Origin of the sequence: Methylobacterium sp. Leaf118 (assembly GCF_920984675.1) — a bacterium.
GTDB lineage: Bacteria > Pseudomonadota > Alphaproteobacteria > Rhizobiales > Beijerinckiaceae > Methylobacterium.
The window spans coordinates 1-17,247 of sequence record NZ_CAKLBV010000082.1 but is presented as its reverse complement, the minus strand read 5'-3'; the positions used below and the strand labels follow the sequence as shown (position 1 = coordinate 17,247).

Sequence of the window (17,247 nt, the reverse complement as noted above, 5' to 3'; positions counted from 1 at the left end):
GACGGGGCCGGTCCGCCCAGCGCCGCCGTCACGTCCGCGCCCCCGTCGCGCGCCGCGCCGCCATGGCCGAGCCGCCCGCGGCGGCCCTCCGCCCGGCGACCACCGGCAGCACGGCCCCCGCGTCCCTGCCGGTGTCGAGCCCGGCGCCGGCCCGCTCGGGCTGGCAGGACCCGCGCTGAGGTGACAGCACCGGCAAAACTGTCACCCCCACGCCACAGGCACGGAAATGCGCAAGCGTGGCGGGGCTGGTGCCATTTTCATGACGCGATGCGGCGCGCAGGATCGGCCCACGCCAACGTCCGACAGCGAGGAAGCCATGGCCCATCCGAGCGCCGACCCCGACCAGACGGACAGACTTTCGGCTCTCCCCTTCGATCAGACCCTCTCCGTCGGACGGGTCACCAAGGGGGTCGCCTACGCCATCGGCAAACGCCTCTCGGTCGAGCGCGACACCGCCTTGCCTGACAGCCTCGCCCATCTCGTGGATCGCCTCCAGGCCGGACCTCTCGGCCGCTCCTCCCTCAAGCCTCGTCGAGTTGCCTGAATGTCCAAGTTCGAACGCGCCCTCAACGACGCCACCGTGGTCCCCTTCCCGGCCGCCGCCACCGAGGCGGTCGCCGACGAGAATGTGGCCTCGATCATCGAAGTGCTGCAGGATCAGCTCCGCCTCGCCCGCGAGGGCAAGCTGCGCTCGGTCGCCGTGGTCTCGGTCTCCCACGATGGCGGCGCCATCGGCACGCAGTGGTCCTGCGCCCACGGCGACGTGGCGAGCCTCATCGGCAAGCTCACCGTCCTGTCCCACGACATGATGGCCGCCCGGAACTGAGGGTTCGGCCTTCGTCCCGCCCCGAAAAGGGGGCCGGCGCCGCCCAGCGCCGGCCCCCTTTTCGTTGTCGCATCGCAAGCCCCGATGCCCCCCCGCGTTCGCGTAGCCGGCCGCAAAGTCGTGAAAAACGCGCCGCCACGGTGATCGGCGGACGAGCGAGAGCCTCGTCGGCGATCGAAGCGTCGCCCTCCCGCGGGCGAGGCCGCCGCCGTCGAGACGGTCGGCATGGAAGGAGATTCCGGCCCCTGCGACTCACCGCGCAGGACCAATTTTGACTTTCCTGCCGCACGGGCCTAGATCCGACTTCCGAACTGAAGACCGGCGCTCACGAAGAACAGTTGCACATGCCTTCCGATGTAACATTGTGCATCACGGCGGGCGGGCGCCCCGATCTTCTCAGGATCACACTTGCAACGCTACTGTCGCAGAACGCGAAGTTTTTCCACGACATCCTCGTGACGAACGATCGGGGCGACGCGGAGACGAATCGCGTCATCCATGAGCTGGCGCCGCAGGCGCGTCTCTTCAGCCATGACGTGCCCCTCGGCCAACACCCATCGATCGATGAGATGTACCGTCATGTGACGACGGAGTTCATCTTTCACTGTGAGGACGACTGGTGTTTCGACCCGGTCCCCTTCATCCCCGTCATGCAAAACGCCTTGACGGTCATCCCGAACACCAGCTCGATCAGCGCCCGGCAAACCGCCTCCCTGTGGCAGCATGACAGAGGCCGATTCCGGGCGTTCGAGGAGGTGATCGCCGTCGAGGGCGGCTTCGTGCGCCGTTCCGCGGAACAGAGATGGACGGGCCATTCCTTCAATCCCGCGATGCTGCGGACGGCCCTGTGGACGGAAGTGGGGCCCTTCGCGCAATTCCGGAACGAAGCCGGTGTGAACGCCGCGGTCGAGGCCACGGGCAAGGCCCGCCTGTTCCTCGTGCCGGGCGTGTATTTTCACATTGGGGGTGGCCGGCACATGCCGAACATCGTGAAACCCCCGGCGGCCCCCTCCCACACGGCTTGACCGTTCGGCCGGCTTGGCCCGGGGACGAAGGTTCGCATCCCCCGGTCGCGCGGACGGCGCGACGGGCGGCCGATTCGATCGCGTCCGCGCGGGGCTTCTGTCCGCGGCCCGCAGCGCGACGTCGCGATCGGCGGAGACGCCCGCCGATCGGCGATGGCGGCGTCAGGCCAGTCCGAGCTTCTGGGCCAGGCCGATCCGCTGCAGCTTGCCGGTGGCCCCCTTCGGGATCTCGTCGAGGATCAGGATCTTGGCCGGCACCTTGAAGGCGGCGAGCCGTTCGGAGGCGAAGCCCTTGATGTCCTTCTCGACGGCGTGGACGCCCTCGCGCAGGACGATGGCCGCGCAGACATCCTCGCCGAGCTTGTCGTGAGGCACCGCGAAGGTGACGCATTGCGACACCGCCGGATGGTCCATCAGGATCTCGTCGACCTCGCGCGGCGAGATCTTCTCGCCGCCGCGGTTGATGATCTCCTTCAGGCGCCCGGTGATGGTGAGATAGCCCTCGGGGCTCAGCGTGCCCTGATCACCGGTGCGGAACCAGCCCTGCCGCGTAAAGGCCTCGGCATTGGCCCGGTCGTTGTTCTCGTAGCCCTTCATCACGTTGTCGCCGCGGATGACGATCTCGCCGGTCTCGCCCGCCGGAACCGGCTCGCCATCGAGATCCACCACCGCGATCTCCGGGCCCGCCGCGAGGCCGACCGAGCCCGGGAGATGGGGCTTCGGGGGCAGCGGGTTCGAGGCCATCTGGTGGGCGGCCTCGGTCATGCCGTAGGCCTCGATCACGGGAGCCGAGAACGTCGCCTCCAGCTCCTTCAGCACCTGCGGCGGCAGCGAGGAGGACGAGGAGCGGATGAAGCGCAGCGGGTTGCGGGCGATGATCTCGGCGTTGCGGGCGGCCCGGCCCAAGATCGCCTGATGCATCGTCGGCACGCCGGTGTACCAAGTCGGACGGACCTCATCCATCCAGGCGAAGAACTTCAGGGCGTTGAAGCCCGGCGTGCAGGAGACCTGCCCGCCCACGGAGAGCGGCGCCAGGATGCCCGCGATCAGGCCGTGGATGTGGAACAGCGGCATGATGTTGAGGCCGCGATCCTGCGCCGTGAACTGCACGGCGTTGCGGATGTTGCGCGCCGAGGCGCAGACATTGGTCTGCGTCAGCGGCACGATCTTGGGCCGCGAGGTGGTGCCGGAGGTGTGCAGCACCAGCCCGATGTCTTCGGGGTGAGCCGGTCCGCCATGGGCGGCGGGCTCCGCCGCTTCATTGGCAAAGATCAACGAAAAACTGCCGGCGCCCTCCTCGGGCGTGCCCTTCAACCGGGCCACCGGGACGCCAAGCTTCTGCGCCACCGCGACGGCGGCCGATTCCGAGCCGTCGGCGGCGATGAGCAGCTTGGCGCCGAGATCGGACAGGTAGAACTCGAACTCGTCGGCCTTGTAGCTCGGGTTGAGCGGCGCCGAGGTGGTGCCGGCCGCGACCGCGATGAAGGCCGTGGCCATCTCGGGGCCGTTGGGCAGCACGATCGCGACCCGATCGCCGCGGCCGATGCCGTGGGCGTTGAGGTCGGCCACCGTGCGGTCGGTGAGCGCGCGAAGGGCCTGGAAGGTCAGTGGCACGCCGCCGGGGCTCGACAGGGCGGGCGCCGCATCGTCACCGGTCCGGATCAGGTCGTAGAGGGTGGTCGCGGCCACGCGGGCCTCCTTGAGATCGGTGAAGGACGAGGCAGTGTTCTCGGGCAGAAGCATCGGATCACACTCCCTGAATCGCGAGGCGCCCGCCCGCGCGCTCCAGGCTCTGGGCGAGGAGGCGCATCAGCGCGAAGACGGTGTCGATGTGCGGGGTCGGCGTTTCGGTGAGCCGGCCGAGCTCGATCACGGAGCCGACGAGCGCCTCCAGCTCGATCGGGCGGCCCGCCTCCACGTCCTGCAGCATCGAGGTCTTGTGGGGCCCGACCTTCTCGGCCCCCGCGATGCGCTTGTCGATGCCGAGGCGGAAGGTGACGCCGAGTCGGTTGGCGATGATTTCGGCCTCCCGCATCATCTCGGCGGCGATGGCCCTCGTGTCGGGGAAGCGGCAGATGTCCTCCAGCGTCGCGTGGGTCAGCGCGGAGATCGGGTTGAAGCTAAGATTGCCCCACAGCTTGAGCCAGATCTCGGCGCGGATGTCGCTGGTCACCGGCGCGCGGAACCCCGCCTTGGCGAGGCGCTGCGACAGGGCCAGCACCCGTTCGGACTTCGATCCGTCGAGTTCGCCGAGGCCGAAGCGGTTGCCCTCGATCACCGTCACGGTGCCCGGATCGGTCAGTACGGTCGCCGGATAGACCACCGAGCCGATCACGTGCTTCGGATCGAGGTGGTCGGCGATGAGCCCGCCCGGATCGGCGCTTTCCAGGCGCTTGCCCGCGTGCTCGCCGCCATGCCCGCCCATGAAGTACCACCACGGGATCCCGTTCTGCATCGTCACCACGACGGTGTCGGGGCCGATCAGGTGGCGCAGGTCGGCGGCGATCGGGCCGACCTGATGCGCCTTGACGGTGAGCAGGACGACCTCGTGCACGCCCGCCTCCTGCATGGAGCGGGTCGCCTTGACGGTCTTCGAGTGGATCGCGGTGCCGTCCTCCTCGATCAGGCGCATGCCGTCCGCCTGGATCGCCGCCGCGTTGGAGCGGGCGATGAAGGTCACGTCCTCGCCGGCTTCCGCCAGCTTGACCCCGAGATAGCCGCCGATGGCGCCGGCGCCGACGATCGCGATGCTCATATGTCCATCCTGCCTCGAACGCCCGGCCGCCCGCGGGACCGTCCGCTCATATGTGAATCTAGGGCAGGCCCGGAGCGTCCGCCCCTGGCTCTGCCACGCTTGTGAACGGTATCCGTCGCAGCCTTCCGCGACGGCCTCGACCTCACGGCGCCCGGGCGGAGCGGCCCCCGCCGGCCCGCCCGGTCACGCGAACCGGTTCGAGAGGATGCCGATGCCCTCGATGGCGACCTCCACCACGGCGCCGTTCGGGATCGGGCCGGAGCCGACCGAGGTGCCGCAGGCGATGACGTCTCCGGGCTCCAGCGTCATCCCCTGCGACAGCAGGGCGACGAGCCGATTCACCGGAATCAGCATGTCGGAGATCGGAAAATTCTGGCGCTCGCGCCCATTGACCAGGGTGCGCACCGTCAGCGTCGCGGGATCGAGCCCGGTGGCGATCACCGGCCCGAACGGGCCGAAGCCGTCGAGGCCCTTGGCTCGGGTCCATTGGGTGAAGCTCGCATCGGCCTTCAGGATCGCCGCCGAGGTCACGTCGTTGATGCAGGTGAAGCCGAAGACATGGGCGGCGGCCTCCTCCTCCGAGAGGTCGCGGCCGGGCTTGCCGTCCACCCGGCCGATCACGATGCCGAGCTCGCCCTCGTAGAGCGCCCGGCCGGAGGCCTCCGGCACGGTCACGGTCGCGCCCGAGGGCCGGAAGGTGTTGGCCGGCTTCATCAGGAACAGCGGCGCAGCGGGGCGCGCGAGGCCCTGCTTCTCCATCAGGCCCCCGAAATTGTTCCACAGGGCGATCATCTTCGAGGGCCGGCACGGCAGGTCGAGCTGAACCTCGGCGAGCGGCAGCGTCCGCCCGGTCGGCGCGGGAGCGCCGAACAGGTCGCCCTCGAACACCGCGATCGTCTCGCCGTCGAGCCGACCGAAGCCGGGCTGTCCGTCGTGGCGGAAGCCGATCCAGCGCGTCACGGCGGAACTCATCGGCCGCGGCCCCCACGGGGCGGGGCGACGCGTCCGCGCGGAGCGCGGAGCCAAGGGTCGGTGGCGTCGAATGCCATGTCGCGGATACCCGGCCTCTCCCTTTGTCCCGACCCTGAACCAGCATCCGCGAAGGGCGATGGCACGAGCGGCAGGACTTACCGGACGATTTAGGGTCGTCGGTATATTGGATACAGCATCCTTGACCGATCACGGGCCGAAGGTTGACCGGAAAATATTTGGCTTGAGCGCAGATATTTTTTGACACCCTGCGCTGAGCCGCAGCCGATGCGGTCTACGCAGACCGGGGTTGCACCAACCTATGTTCGGAACCATCGGACGGGGCCACCGTTGCGCTTGCCGAGGGTGCCGCGACGCGGCGCCGATACGCCATCAGGGAGATCTGCCGTGAGCAGCACGACCGACAAGATCAAGGGCGCCGCCAACGAGGCCGCCGGTTCCATCAAGCAGACCGTCGGCAAGGTGACCGGCAACGAGCGGCTCCAGGCCGAGGGCAAGGCGCAGGAAATCGAGGGCAAGACCCAGCGCACGGTCGGCGAGGCCAAGGAAGGCGTGAAGAACGCCGCCGACGCGGTCAAGCGCAGCCTCTGATCCGGCGCGGCCTCTCGCCTCGTCGCGAGGGGCCGTCGGACCGGGGGTTCGCGGCTCAGCCGAACCGACGATGCACGCAACCCGGAGCCGTACCCGCCGCGGGTGCGGCTCCACTGTTTTCCGGTGCTGCGGCACCGGCCAGACGAAAGGCGAACGCATGAACAGGGACCAGATCGAAGGCAACATCCGCAACTTGAAGGGCCGTGGCCGCACCGCCCTCGGCGCCGTGACGGGCCGCGCCCGTCCGCAGGTCGAGGGTGCCTACGAGCAGGTCGCGGGGGTCGCGCAATCCACCTATGGCCGCATCCACGCGGAGGCCGAGGGGCTGCATCGCGACGGACGCCACTTCGCCGAGGAGGCCCGCGGCCGTGCCCGGTCGCTGCGCGACGACACGGTCGAGCGCAGCCGGGCCTTGCGCGACGAGGCCTCTTCCCGCGGGGACCGCTATCGCCGCGAGGCCGGGCGGCAGGGCCGCGCCTTGGTCGCCCGGGCCGAGGACAACCGGGGCACCACCCTGGCTCTTGTCGCGGCGGCGGCGTTCGGCCTCGGCTGGCTGGTCAGCCGGGGGCGCTGACGGCTGCCGACCCTCGTGCCGGCTCCGCCGGGGCCGGCCCGCGCTGCCCGGCGCAGCGCGGGCCGGTTGAAGGGCGTTGACGCCGGCGCCGTCCTGTCGTCCGAAGGGCCCTGAACGCGGACACGGGCACGACGACGCAATGCCGGCACGATCCTGGCTCGACCTGACCACGCAGGACCTGCGCGCCCGGCCCATGGATCGGGCCATCGCGGTGCTGCCGGTGGCGGCGGTGGAACAGCACGGGCCGCATCTGCCGCTCGGCACCGACACCTACATCGCCCAAGGCTATCTCGACCGCGTCGCCGCCCGGATGCCGGAGTCCCTCGACGTGTGGCTCCTGCCGGTGCAGGCGGTCGGCAAGTCCGACGAGCACGACGCCTTTCCCGGCACCCTGACGCTCTCGGCCGGGACGGCTTTGGCCGCCTGGACCGAGATCGGCGCGGGGCTGCACCGGGCGGGCTGCCGCAAGCTCGTGATCGTCTCCTCCCATGGCGGCAACAGCGCGCTGATCGGCCTCGTGGCGGGCGAACTGCGCGGGCGCTTCGGCATGGTGGCGGTGACGACGTCGTGGAGCCGCCTCGGCCTGCCCGACGGGCTGTTTCCGGAGGACGAGATCCGCCACGGCATCCATGCGGGCGGGATCGAGACGGCCCTGATGCTGGCGCTGCGGCCCGATCTCGTGCGGCGGGAGGCCATCGCGCAGTTCGAGCCGCGCACGGTGGCGATGGCGCGCGATTACACGTGGCTGCGGGCGGGCCGTCCGGCGGCCTTCGCCTGGAAGACGGAAGACCTCCACCCTTCGGGGGCGCTCGGCGACGCCCGGCTCGGGACGGCGGAAGCGGGCCACGCCGCCCTGGAACACGGCGCCGAGGCGTTCGTGGCCCTGCTCGGCGAGGTGGACCGCTTCACGCTGTAGGATCGATCGCCTCACCGAGCGACCAAGGGGTTCGAAGGGCAAGCCCTTCGCGGGTCCAGGGCCGAGCCCTGGAGGGATGACCCTCGTCGAAACGCCGTCCCTGACGCGAGCGATCGCCCGGGGCCGCTCATACCAAATCCGGTTGATCCCTTCGGGATGGCGGATTTGGGCTTCGCTCAAACGCCGCGTGGGCTTGCCTGATACGGGCTCCGCTTTGATCAAGCGGAGCCCGTATCAGTCGCCCGCCATCACCAGGGCCCAGAACCGCTTGTAGCGGGTGCCCGGTGCGTCGACCTGGGCGATGCCGACCCGGCGCAGCTGCGGCATCAGCATGTTGCGGTTGTGCTCGGGCGAGACCTTCCAGCGGGCGAGCACCTGATCGAAGGTCTCCGAGCCGGCGGAGAGGTTTTCCGAGGCATAGCGCCGGCCGAAGCCGGCCTCGGCCATGCGGCTGTCGAAGGTGCCGCCGATCTCGTGGCTGAGGCGGCCGGCCCGGGCGTTGGCGCCGGCCTGGAACGAGGCCGCGCGGATCAGCCGGGAATCGATGGTGACGGGCCCGAGCCCGTGCTGGGCCCGGTAGCGCGAGATCGCGGCGGCGGCCGCCGTCTCGTCGAGGATCACCGGCAGCGTCGGCAGGTCGGCGTCCAGCACGGGGGAGCCGCCGCAGCCCGCGAGGGTCAGGGCGACGAGCAGCGCGGCGGCGGCGGAGCGCAGGACATCCATGGGCAGCGAACGAAGCGGGGCGTTGAGGGAGCCCTCGCCTCGGGGGAACGTGCGGCGAAACCAAGGCCGTGGGTGCCCACCGCGTGGTTTCCGCCTGCGCCGTGGCGGGCCGCCTACTCGGCGGCGGCGGCGAACACCGTGCCGGCCCGCGGCAGATCCAGGGTGTCCCAGGTCTCGACCAAGGCGGCGGTCAGGGCCGCGACCCGGGCCTCGTCGTGGTAGGGCGAGGGCGTGATGCGCAGGCGCTCGGTGCCGCGCGGCACGGTCGGGTAGTTGATCGGCTGGATGTAGATGCCGTGATGCTCCAGCAGGTGGTCGGCCGCCGCCTTGCACAGCTCGGCGTCGCCCACCATCACCGGCACGATATGGGTCTCGGTGGCGAGCACCGGCAGACCGGCCTCGGCCAGCGCCGCCTTGGTCCGGGCCGCCTGGCGCTGATGCGCCTCCCGCTCCACGCTCGACCGCTTGAGATAGCGCACCGAGGCGCGGGCCGCGGCAGCGATCGCCGGCGGCAGGGCGGTGGTGAAGATGAAGCCTGCCGCGTGGCTGCGCACCGCGTCGCAGAGGATGGCCGAGCCGGTGATGTAGCCGCCGACGCAGCCATAGCCCTTGGCCAGGGTGCCCTCGATCACGTCGACCCGGTCCATCACGCCGTCGCGCTCGGCGATGCCGGCCCCGCGCTCGCCGTAGAGGCCGACGGCGTGGACCTCGTCGAGATAGGTCATGGCGCCGTAGCGCTCGGCGAGGTCGCAGATCGCCGCGATCGGCGCCACGTCCCCGTCCATGGAATAGACCGACTCGAACACGATCAGCTTCGGCTGGTCCCCCGCCGCGATGAGCAGCTCCTCGAGATGGCCGAGATCGTTGTGGCGGAAGACGCGCTTCTCGCAGCCCGAATGGCGCACGCCCTCGATCATCGAATTGTGGTTGAAGGCGTCCGACAGGATCAGGCAGTCGGGAATGAGCTTGGCGATGGTCGAGATGCCGGCCTGATTCGAGACGTAGCCGGAGGTGAAGACGAGGCCGGCCTCCTTGCCGTGCAGGTCGGCGAGCTCGCGCTCCAGATCGACCAGCGGCGAATTGTTGCCGGCGATGTTGCGGGTGCCGCCCGCGCCGACGCCGCAGCGGGCGGCGGTCTGGGTCATGGCGCCGACGACCTCCGGGTGCTGGCCCATGCCGAGGTAATCGTTGGAGCACCATACGGTGATCTCGCGGTTGCCGCCCTCGGGCCGACGCCATGTCGCCTGGGGAAAGCGGCCCGAGATGCGCTCGATATCGGCGAAGACGCGGTAGCGCCGTTCGCTGTGCAGCCGGTCGAGGGCACCGCGGAAATAGCCCTCGTAATCGGTGCGCGGCCCGGCCGGCCGGGCCGGTGCGGCGCGCCCGGAACCGGCACGAAGGTTGCAGGCATCGATGGCAGGCGCATCGTCCACACCGCCGTCGCCGCCCATGAGTGCGTGGTCGGGCAGAGACGTCCCCTTGGCGGCGCTCTCGGCAGCTTGGTCGGCGTTCACGGGCATCAGGTTCACGGGCATCCGTCCTCGACGCTGTGCTGGCTGGGCGCTCTTCTGAGGGCGCGCCTCGGCTCCAAAAATCCGGGTCAGGGCCTGGTCCGAAAGGGCAGGTCCGGGCCGTTCACGGCGCGACGGCTCGAGGGTCGCCCGTCCTTGTGCGGGCGGCTTTCGTCTCAGCCCCTCGTCATCGGCCGGCGGCACCGTCGTCATGCGGTTCCGCAGCGAGGGCGAGATTGGGCGTATTTTCGAACTGGTTCAAGGTGAGTTCGAGACATTCCTGCTTTGCAGGGTTCCGGGCGCGACGGAATCGCGCCCCCGACGCAGGAGGCGAGGCGGCGTTTCGGGTGACGATGGCTCGCGAGAGCCCGGAGGATGCGGCCGCGCCGCTTCGAGGCGAAAGCGGCGACGTGTAGGCTGTCCGAAGAACCGAAGGCTCGGACATCCATGCCCCCGAACGACGACCGTGCCGCCCGCCTCAAGGCGGCCCTGCGGGACAACCTGCGCCGCCGCAAGACGCAGGCCCGCGACCGCGCCGAGGCGCCGAGCCCGGCAGAGGCCGCGCCGCCCGCTCAGCCACGGTCGGACGAGCGGGATCGGTCCGAAACCTGAACCCAAGCCCACTCTTTCAGCTCGCAGTCCAATGGTCAGCGGTCATCCCGATCGGCGCGTTCCGACGCGACATCGAGCGTGGTCCAGTTGCCGACTTCGACTCCATCACGGTCGTAGATCAGGTCGCCGTGGACTGAATCCTCCGGCACCGGCACGGAGGTGATCGCCCGTCCCTCGACGGTCGTCGATCGCGGCTGAAGCTCGGATGCCCGTTCGGCGCGTTCCCGCTCGGTCGAGGGCGCGAGCGCGTAGGCGCCTGCAAGGGCCGCCACCGCTTGGGTGGGGAAGGTCTCGGCGAGGGTCTCGTAAGGGACCGGCGCCCTCCAAGGCGGGAAGACCGCGAGCTTCACCGTATATGCCACCGGCTGAGCGCGCCTTCGTCACCCGCGGATTCGAAGCCTTGCAGTCGTGGCGCAGGAAAGGGCATCCGAAATCGGGCACGACTCCGGCGCGGGCGCGATCCCCGCGGCTACGCTTCTTCTTTTCGCCGGACTGCGCCTATACCTGAACCTCAGATGCGGTGCGCCGACACGCCGCGCATCCGTGAAAAACGACGCGACCGCCGCACGGCCCCGACGGGCCCGCGAGCCGAGGACCCCCATGGACCGCATCCACATCACCGGCGGCGCCCCGCTCAACGGCACGATTCCGATCTCGGGGGCCAAGAACGCGGCCCTCCCGCTGATGATCGCGAGCCTGATGACCGGCGAGACGCTGGAACTCATCAACGTGCCGCGGCTCGCTGACATCGCAGCGCTCACCCGCATCCTCGGCAATCACGGGGTCGACCACATGGTCGTCGGCAAGCGCCCCGGCCAGACGACCGAGACCGGCCAGACGATCCGGCTCACCGCGAGCAACGTCATCGACACGACCGCGCCCTACGATCTCGTCTCGACCATGCGGGCGAGCTTCTGGGTCATCGCCCCCCTGCTCGCCCGCTTCGGCGAGGCCAAGGTGTCCCTGCCCGGCGGCTGCGCCATCGGCACCCGGCCCGTCGACCTGCTGCTGATGGCGCTGGAGCGGCTCGGGGCCGAGATCGAGATCGACGGCGGCTATGTCGTGGCGCGCACGAAGAACGGCCTGCGCGGTGCGGCGATCGACTTCCCCAAGGTCACGGTCGGCGGCACCCACGTGGCCCTGATGGCCGCGGCGCTCGCCTACGGCACCACGGTGATCGACAACGCCGCCCGCGAGCCGGAGGTGGTCGATCTCGCCGCGTGCCTGACCAAGATGGGCGCGCGGATCGAGGGCGCGGGCAGCTCCCGCATCGTCGTGGAAGGCGTGGCCCGGCTCTCGGGCGCCCGCCACGAGGTGCTGCCCGACCGGATCGAGACCGGCACCTATGCCATGGCGGTCGCCATGACCGGCGGCGACGTCAGCCTCGTCAACACCCGGGCCGACCTGCTGTCCTCGGCCCTCGACACGCTGTCGGCCACCGGCGCGGAGATCACCGCGATCCCCGACGGCATCCGGGTCCGCCGCAACGGCGGCGGGATCAGCCCCGCCGACGTGACCACCGACCCGTTCCCAGGCTTCCCGACCGACCTGCAGGCCCAGTTCATGGCGCTGATGACCCTGGCCAAAGGCCAGTCGCGCATCCGCGAGACGATCTTCGAGAACCGCTTCATGCACGTGCAGGAGCTGGCCCGCCTCGGCGCGAAGATCCGCCTCGACGGCGATCTCGCCGTGGTCGAGGGCGTCGAGCGGCTGAAGGGCGCCCCCGTCATGGCGACGGATCTGCGCGCCTCGGTGTCGCTGGTGATCGGCGCGCTGGCGGCGGAGGGCGAGACCCAGATCAACCGGGTCTACCACCTCGACCGCGGCTTCGAGGCGCTGGAGGCCAAGCTCGGGCGCTGCGGCGCCCAGATCGAGCGCGTCCGCGCCTGAGGCGGGTTCCGTCCGGCATCGCCCCTTCCCATGGGGCGGTGCCCGTCAGGGGAGGCGTCGGGCGGGATTGACGGCCGTCCGATGCGGTTGGATCGCCTTCAAAAAACCCCCGCCTGGGTCAGGCGGGGGCCGATACCGGTCTTAGCGGGGGCCGGGACGCGAGGCGGGCGGGAGGTCCGGCCGGACCGGACCCTCTCCCCGATTACTCCGCAGCGATGCGATGCACCGCGCCGACCGCGCCGGAGCCGAAGATGTCGCGGATCTCGGCGTCGTCGCAGCCCAGCACCTGGCGCAGGATCTCGTCCGTGTGCTCACCGAGCAAGGGCGCGCGGGTGATGTCCGTCGGGCTTGCCGAGAGCTTGATCGGGTTGCCGACGGTGAGGTGGCGTCCGCGCGTCGGGTGATCGACCTCGACCACGGTGCCGGCCGCCCGCAGGGCCTCGTCCTCGGCGATCTCGCGCATCGACAGGATCGGCCCGCACGGGATGTCGTAGGCGTTGAGGATCTCCATCGCCTCGAACTTGTCGTGCTTCATCGTCCAGGCTTCGATCCGCGTGAAGATCTCGTTGAGATGCGGCAGGCGGCCCTTGGGCGTGGCGTAGGCCGGATCGGTCTTCCAGTCCGGCTCGCCGATGATGTCGCAGATCGGGCCCCACACCGCCCCTTGGGTGATGAAGTAGATGTAGGCGTTGGGATCCTGCTCCCAGCCCTTGCACTTGAGGATGCGCCCCGGCTGGCCGCCGCCGGAATCGTTGCCGGCCCGCGGCACTGCCTCGCCGAAGGGCACGCCCTCGCCGTACTGGCTGTATTCCATGAGCGGCCCATGGCCGAGGCGCTGCTGGTCGCGCAGCTTGACCCGGCAGAGGTTGAGCACGCCGTCCTGCATGGCGCAGTCGACCCGCTGGCCCTTGCCGGTCTGGGTGCGCTGGAAGAGCGCCGTGACGATGCCCAGCGCGAGATGCAGGCCGGTGCCGGAATCGCCGATCTGGGCGCCCGTGACCATCGGCAGGCCATCGCGCATGCCGGTGGTGGAGGCCGCGCCTCCGGCGCATTGCGCCACGTTCTCGTAGACCTTGCAATCCTGGTAGCGGCCGGGGCCGAAGCCCTTCACCGAGGCGAGGATCAGGCCCGGATTGGCGGCCTGGAGCTTCTCCCAGGTCAGCCCCATCCGGTCGAGGGCACCGGGAGCGAAGTTCTCGACGAGAACGTCGCACTCGCCGATCAGGCGCCAGAGCACCTCGTTGCCCTTGGGGTTCTTGGCGTCGATCGTGATCGAGCGCTTGTTGTGGTTCAGCATCGTGAAATAGAGGCTGTCCACACCCGGAATGTCTTGGAGCTGCTGGCGCGTCGCATCGCCCGACCCCGGCCGTTCCACTTTGATCACGTCGGCGCCGAACCAAGCCAGCAGCTGCGTGCAGGTCGGACCGGACTGAACGTGCGTGAAATCGAGGATGCGCACGCCGTCGAGAGCCTTGCCCATCGCGAGGTCCCCTCCCAGGATTGTTCTTTATGAGTCCGCGCGACGATGGCGTCGCCACACGGCTTAATCGGCGGTCTTGGTCGCGCCGTCCAGCCCGGTCGGGTCTGTCCCGCATCGAGCGACGACGAGCGCAGTCGACTCCGCCCCTGGTTTCTGGCATACCAGATGCCAGACGTCAACTTTCCGAGGGTGGGGGCTGCGCGAAACGCAACGCGGTTGAGAGTGTCGGACATTGTCCGCCTCGTGACAATCCGCTCCTTGTGTTCCATCTCGGGGACGGCCATGCTTGCCGCGTGCAAGTTCGCCCCTCCGGTTCACGCACCCCCCATCGGCACCAGAGGTCGTATCCGAAGCGATGGAAAATCTCTCGATCAAGCCGATCGTGCCGGCGACCAGTCTGCGGACCCTCGCCTACGAAGCGCTGAAATCCGCCATCACCAACATGGACATCTACGGCGCCGCCGGGGATGTCCGGCTCGACGAACGCGGCCTGTCGCAGACGCTCGGCGTCTCGCGCACGCCGATCCGCGAGGCGCTCACCGTGCTGGAGCAGGAAGGCTTCGTGCGCAACGAGCCGCGGCGCGGTGTCTTCGTCGTCAAGAAGACGAAGCGCGAGATCGTCGGCATGATCCAGGCCTGGGCGGCGCTGGAGAGCATGGCCGCCCGGCTGGCCTGCGCCAACGCACCGGACGAGGATCTCGCCTGCCTGCGCCGGACCTTCCCGGAATTCTTCGAGGGTCAGCCCTTCGACCATCTCGACGAGTATTCGGAAGCCAATATTCGCTTCCACCAGAAGATCATCAAGCTCGGCGGCTGCGCGGTCATCCAGGACCTGTGCGGCAACCTGCTGGTCCATGTCCGCGGCATCCGCAACACGGCCCTGCGCCAGGGCGAACGCGCCCTGGAATCGATCCGGGAGCACGTGCGCATCATCGAGGCGCTGGAAGCCCGCGACGCCGACCTCGCGGAGCGCCTCGTGCGCGAGCACGGCCTGGGCCTCGCCGCCCATGTCGAGCGCTACGGCGACCATCTGGATTAGGCCACCGCCGGAACGATCGCGGATCCCGCCGGGGGCCGCGCCGCCGGCCGGACCGTGAACCCGGTCCCGTCCGGCCCTTCCCCTCGGATCGACAGGCGCAGGCCGCGCTCGCTGGAGCGGCCCGCCGGCCGGTGATCGGCCGGCCCGCTGGCCCGGCCCAGGCCGCCGCGGGCGGCACGCCGATCGCCGCCGCGACGCTCCGGCAGGCGGACCGGGACGGCCCCTCGGCCTCCCGTCGGCCGGCGCCCTCCGAGGCGAAATGGCGACGCCACGGTCCATCTCTGCCCCATCCCCATGCCGCACGCGCACCCTGGACGGCCCTCCCCCACGGCATTCCCCCCCGCATTCCTGAAGGCGCCGTTCATCCGCCGTTCGAGCGGCGGGAGCGATGGTGCCGGAACCAAGCCTGACCGTGGGACCATCGCCCGCGATCTTTCAGAACACCGCCGACGCCGGACACCCCCCGTGAAGATCGCCGTCATCGCCCATCTGAAGTTCCCGATCGGCCAGCCCTATCTCGGGGGCCTGGAGATGCACACGCATCACCTGGCCGGCGCCCTGCGGCGGCGCGGCCACCGGGTGACGCTGTTCGCCGCCGCCGGCTCCGACCCGGCCCTCGTTCCCGACCCGGTCTGCCCGCCCACCGGCGACGCCCTGGGCGACCCGGTGGCCTGGGAGCGGATCGCCCGCGCCGAGCACGAGGCCTATGCGCGGATCATGGAAGCGGTGGCCCGGGGCGGCTTCGACATCGTGCACAACAACAGCCTGCACGAACTGCCACTCCAGGCGAGCAACGCCCTGTCGGTGCCGATGACCACGGCGCTGCACACGCCGCCCTTCGACTCGCTGGCCGAGGGCGTCCGGGCGGCCAAGCCCGGCATGATCTTCGCCGCGGTCTCGCCGTCCCTGGCGCAGGAATGGCGCGAGCTGGTGCCGGATGCGCGCGTCATCGGCAACGGCATCGACCTCTCGACCTTTGCCTTCAGCCCCGCGGCGGACCCGGCCGGCTACGTGTTCTGGAGCGGGCGGATCGTCCCGGAGAAGGGCACGCATCTGGCCATCGACGCCGCACGCGCCGCCGGCCTCCCCCTGCGCTTCGCCGGCCCGCGGCCGAACCCGCGCTATTTCGACGAATGGATCGCCCCGCGGCTCGGCGACGGCGTCACCTATGTCGGGCACCTCTCGCACGCCGAACTCGCCCGTCAGCTCGGGGGGGCGCGGGCCGCGATCGTCTCGCCGCGCTGGGAGGAGCCATTCGGCCTCGTCGTCGCCGAGGCCCTGGCCTGCGGCACGCCGGTCGCCGCCTTCGCCCGCGGCGCCATCCCCGACATCGTCGACCGGTCGTCCGGCGCGCTGGCGCGGGCCGACGATTCCGACGACCTCGCCCGGGCCATCACCCGCGCCGTCGCCCTCGACCGCCGCGCCTGCCGCAGCCGCGCCGAGACCCTCTACGACGCCGAGGTGATGACCGACGGCTACGAGGATCTCTACCGCGAGGTGCTGGCGGCCGGAGCGGCGCCGGTGATCCGGCCGCGCGCGCTCGTCCTCGAACGCCTGACGGCCTGACCCTCATGACCGCCCCCCTCGGCCCCCCGCCGGGCCTGGCCGTCGTCTGCGTCCCGGCCCGCAACGAGGCCGAGCGGCTGCCGCGCCTGCTGCGGGCGCTCGCCGCGCAGGACGGGTTCGATGCCGGGCACCGCCTGCGCGTCGTGATCGTGGCCAACAACTGCACCGACGCCACCGTCCCGGCCTTGCGGGCGCTCGAGGCCTCGGGTGCGCTCGCCGCGATCGAGCTGCGCCTGATCGAGGCGCGCCTGGACGCCCCCCGCGCCCATGTCGGCACCGCCCGGCGCATGGCGCTCGACGCAGGCGCGGACTGGCTGGAATCTGCGGGCGCGCCCGACGGCGTCCTGCTCACCACCGACGCCGATGCGCGGCTCGATCCCGGCTGGGTGGCGGCCAACCTCCGGGCGCTTACCGGGGCCGAGATCGTCGGCGGACGCCTCGTCATCGACGCCGAGGGCCCGGACGAGTCCGCGCTCGCCGAGTTCCATGCCCGGGTCGAGCGCTACTGGTCGGGCGTGCGCGCCCTTGAGGACGCCCTCGATCCGCCGCCCCACGATCCCGCCCCGCGCCACGGCGACCATACCGGGGGCAGCCTCGCGCTCCGCGCCTCGCTCTATCGCCGGGTGGGCGGCCTGCCCGAACTGCCCCGCGGCGAGGACAACGCGCTGGTCGCCGCCGTCCAGCGGGCGGGGGGGCGCCTGCGCCACTGCCCCGCGGTCTGCGTCCGGGTCTCCGCCCGCACCGCCGGC

At 70.6% G+C, this 17,247-nt stretch carries 18 protein-coding genes; 11 read left to right on the top strand and 7 right to left on the bottom strand.

Annotation, left to right across the window (positions count from 1 at the left end; genetic code table 11):
* Positions 1-316 precede the first annotated feature (316 nt).
* The 3 genes from LW587_RS21885 (at position 317) to LW587_RS21875 (ending at position 1,851) form a co-directional block, all read left to right on the top strand.
* Positions 317-544: a hypothetical protein gene (locus LW587_RS21885; RefSeq protein ID WP_232631703.1), complete on the top strand. Its 228-nt coding sequence runs from the start codon at positions 317-319 to the stop codon at positions 542-544.
* Positions 545-826, top strand: coding sequence for a hypothetical protein (locus LW587_RS21880; RefSeq protein WP_232631702.1), 282 nt, complete (start codon positions 545-547; stop codon positions 824-826).
* A 344-nt stretch (positions 827-1,170) separates the two neighbouring features.
* A complete protein-coding gene (locus tag LW587_RS21875; protein ID WP_232631701.1) occupies positions 1,171-1,851 on the top strand; it encodes a glycosyltransferase in 681 nt (226 codons plus the stop codon).
* 162 nt (positions 1,852-2,013) lie between these two features.
* Here LW587_RS21875 and LW587_RS21870 read toward each other — a convergent pair whose 3' ends face one another.
* The 3 genes from LW587_RS21870 to LW587_RS21860 all read right to left on the bottom strand — a co-directional run bounded on the left by LW587_RS21870 (position 2,014) and on the right by LW587_RS21860 (position 5,566).
* On the bottom strand, positions 2,014-3,594 hold the full coding sequence (locus LW587_RS21870) for an acyl--CoA ligase (protein WP_232631700.1): 1,581 nt from the start codon (positions 3,592-3,594) through the stop codon (positions 2,014-2,016).
* A 4-nt stretch (positions 3,595-3,598) separates the two neighbouring features.
* Positions 3,599-4,606, bottom strand: a complete 1,008-nt coding sequence (locus LW587_RS21865; protein WP_232631699.1) for a 2-dehydropantoate 2-reductase — start codon at positions 4,604-4,606, stop codon at positions 3,599-3,601.
* Between the two features lie 183 nt (positions 4,607-4,789).
* Complete coding sequence (locus LW587_RS21860; RefSeq protein WP_232631698.1) at positions 4,790-5,566, bottom strand: fumarylacetoacetate hydrolase family protein; 777 nt, start codon at positions 5,564-5,566, stop codon at positions 4,790-4,792.
* A gap of 417 nt (positions 5,567-5,983) precedes the next feature.
* Between LW587_RS21860 and LW587_RS21855 the strand changes: the two genes are divergently transcribed.
* The 3 genes from LW587_RS21855 to LW587_RS21845 all read left to right on the top strand — a co-directional run bounded on the left by LW587_RS21855 (position 5,984) and on the right by LW587_RS21845 (position 7,677).
* On the top strand, positions 5,984-6,187 hold the full coding sequence (locus tag LW587_RS21855; protein ID WP_232631697.1) for a CsbD family protein: 204 nt from the start codon (positions 5,984-5,986) through the stop codon (positions 6,185-6,187).
* A 157-nt stretch (positions 6,188-6,344) separates the two neighbouring features.
* The gene (locus LW587_RS21850; protein WP_232631696.1) at positions 6,345-6,761 is read left to right on the top strand and encodes a CsbD family protein; all 417 of its coding nucleotides are present in this window, start codon (positions 6,345-6,347) and stop codon (positions 6,759-6,761) included.
* Between the two features lie 139 nt (positions 6,762-6,900).
* Positions 6,901-7,677, top strand: coding sequence for a creatininase family protein (locus LW587_RS21845; protein ID WP_232631695.1), 777 nt, complete (start codon positions 6,901-6,903; stop codon positions 7,675-7,677).
* A gap of 234 nt (positions 7,678-7,911) precedes the next feature.
* Here the strand turns inward: LW587_RS21845 and LW587_RS21840 are convergent, their stop codons facing one another.
* Entirely contained in the window at positions 7,912-8,400 is a 489-nt protein-coding gene (locus LW587_RS21840) for a CAP domain-containing protein (RefSeq protein ID WP_232631694.1), read from the bottom strand.
* Positions 8,401-8,513: 113 nt separating this feature from the next.
* Positions 8,514-9,935 carry a 5-aminolevulinate synthase gene (gene hemA, locus LW587_RS21835; protein ID WP_232631693.1) on the bottom strand — a complete coding sequence of 474 codons (1,422 nt, stop codon included), beginning with the start codon at positions 9,933-9,935 and terminating at the stop codon, positions 8,514-8,516.
* A gap of 423 nt (positions 9,936-10,358) precedes the next feature.
* Between hemA and LW587_RS21830 the strand changes: the two genes are divergently transcribed.
* On the top strand, positions 10,359-10,523 hold the full coding sequence (locus tag LW587_RS21830; RefSeq protein ID WP_232631692.1) for a hypothetical protein: 165 nt from the start codon (positions 10,359-10,361) through the stop codon (positions 10,521-10,523).
* Positions 10,524-10,558: 35 nt separating this feature from the next.
* Here the strand turns inward: LW587_RS21830 and LW587_RS21825 are convergent, their stop codons facing one another.
* Entirely contained in the window at positions 10,559-10,885 is a 327-nt protein-coding gene (locus LW587_RS21825) for a hypothetical protein (RefSeq protein ID WP_232631691.1), read from the bottom strand.
* A gap of 238 nt (positions 10,886-11,123) precedes the next feature.
* On the opposite strand from LW587_RS21825, the gene murA reads away from it, so the two are divergent.
* Positions 11,124-12,413: a UDP-N-acetylglucosamine 1-carboxyvinyltransferase gene (gene murA / locus LW587_RS21820; RefSeq protein WP_232631690.1), complete on the top strand. Its 1,290-nt coding sequence runs from the start codon at positions 11,124-11,126 to the stop codon at positions 12,411-12,413.
* Positions 12,414-12,615: 202 nt separating this feature from the next.
* On the opposite strand, the gene frc is transcribed toward murA, so the two are convergent.
* Positions 12,616-13,893, bottom strand: coding sequence for a formyl-CoA transferase (gene frc / locus LW587_RS21815; RefSeq protein WP_232631689.1), 1,278 nt, complete (start codon positions 13,891-13,893; stop codon positions 12,616-12,618).
* Between the two features lie 355 nt (positions 13,894-14,248).
* On the opposite strand from frc, the gene LW587_RS21810 reads away from it, so the two are divergent.
* From LW587_RS21810 to LW587_RS21800, 3 genes are all read left to right on the top strand, one after another.
* On the top strand, positions 14,249-14,932 hold the full coding sequence (locus LW587_RS21810) for a GntR family transcriptional regulator (protein ID WP_232631688.1): 684 nt from the start codon (positions 14,249-14,251) through the stop codon (positions 14,930-14,932).
* Between the two features lie 465 nt (positions 14,933-15,397).
* The gene (locus LW587_RS21805; protein ID WP_232631687.1) at positions 15,398-16,498 is read left to right on the top strand and encodes a glycosyltransferase family 4 protein; all 1,101 of its coding nucleotides are present in this window, start codon (positions 15,398-15,400) and stop codon (positions 16,496-16,498) included.
* Between the two features lie 5 nt (positions 16,499-16,503).
* Positions 16,504-17,247 (top strand): glycosyltransferase (locus tag LW587_RS21800; protein WP_232631686.1); only part of this gene is annotated, 744 nt, incomplete at its 3' end.

Bases quoted from the DNA above. Each gene is read 5' to 3' on its own strand.
- LW587_RS21885 (WP_232631703.1), top strand. From the start codon at position 317: ATGGCCCATCCGAGCGCCGACCCCGACCAGACGGACAGACTTTCGGCT.
- LW587_RS21880 (WP_232631702.1), top strand. From the start codon at position 545: ATGTCCAAGTTCGAACGCGCCCTCAACGACGCCACCGTGGTCCCCTTC.
- LW587_RS21875 (WP_232631701.1), top strand. From the start codon at position 1,171: ATGCCTTCCGATGTAACATTGTGCATCACGGCGGGCGGGCGCCCCGAT.
- LW587_RS21870 (WP_232631700.1), bottom strand. From the start codon at position 3,594: ATGCTTCTGCCCGAGAACACTGCCTCGTCCTTCACCGATCTCAAGGAG.
- LW587_RS21865 (WP_232631699.1), bottom strand. From the start codon at position 4,606: ATGAGCATCGCGATCGTCGGCGCCGGCGCCATCGGCGGCTATCTCGGG.
- LW587_RS21850 (WP_232631696.1), top strand. From the start codon at position 6,345: ATGAACAGGGACCAGATCGAAGGCAACATCCGCAACTTGAAGGGCCGT.
- LW587_RS21845 (WP_232631695.1), top strand. From the start codon at position 6,901: ATGCCGGCACGATCCTGGCTCGACCTGACCACGCAGGACCTGCGCGCC.
- LW587_RS21840 (WP_232631694.1), bottom strand. From the start codon at position 8,400: ATGGATGTCCTGCGCTCCGCCGCCGCCGCGCTGCTCGTCGCCCTGACC.
- hemA (WP_232631693.1), bottom strand. From the start codon at position 9,935: ATGCCCGTGAACCTGATGCCCGTGAACGCCGACCAAGCTGCCGAGAGC.
- LW587_RS21830 (WP_232631692.1), top strand. From the start codon at position 10,359: ATGCCCCCGAACGACGACCGTGCCGCCCGCCTCAAGGCGGCCCTGCGG.
- murA (WP_232631690.1), top strand. From the start codon at position 11,124: ATGGACCGCATCCACATCACCGGCGGCGCCCCGCTCAACGGCACGATT.
- frc (WP_232631689.1), bottom strand. From the start codon at position 13,893: ATGGGCAAGGCTCTCGACGGCGTGCGCATCCTCGATTTCACGCACGTT.
- LW587_RS21810 (WP_232631688.1), top strand. From the start codon at position 14,249: ATGGAAAATCTCTCGATCAAGCCGATCGTGCCGGCGACCAGTCTGCGG.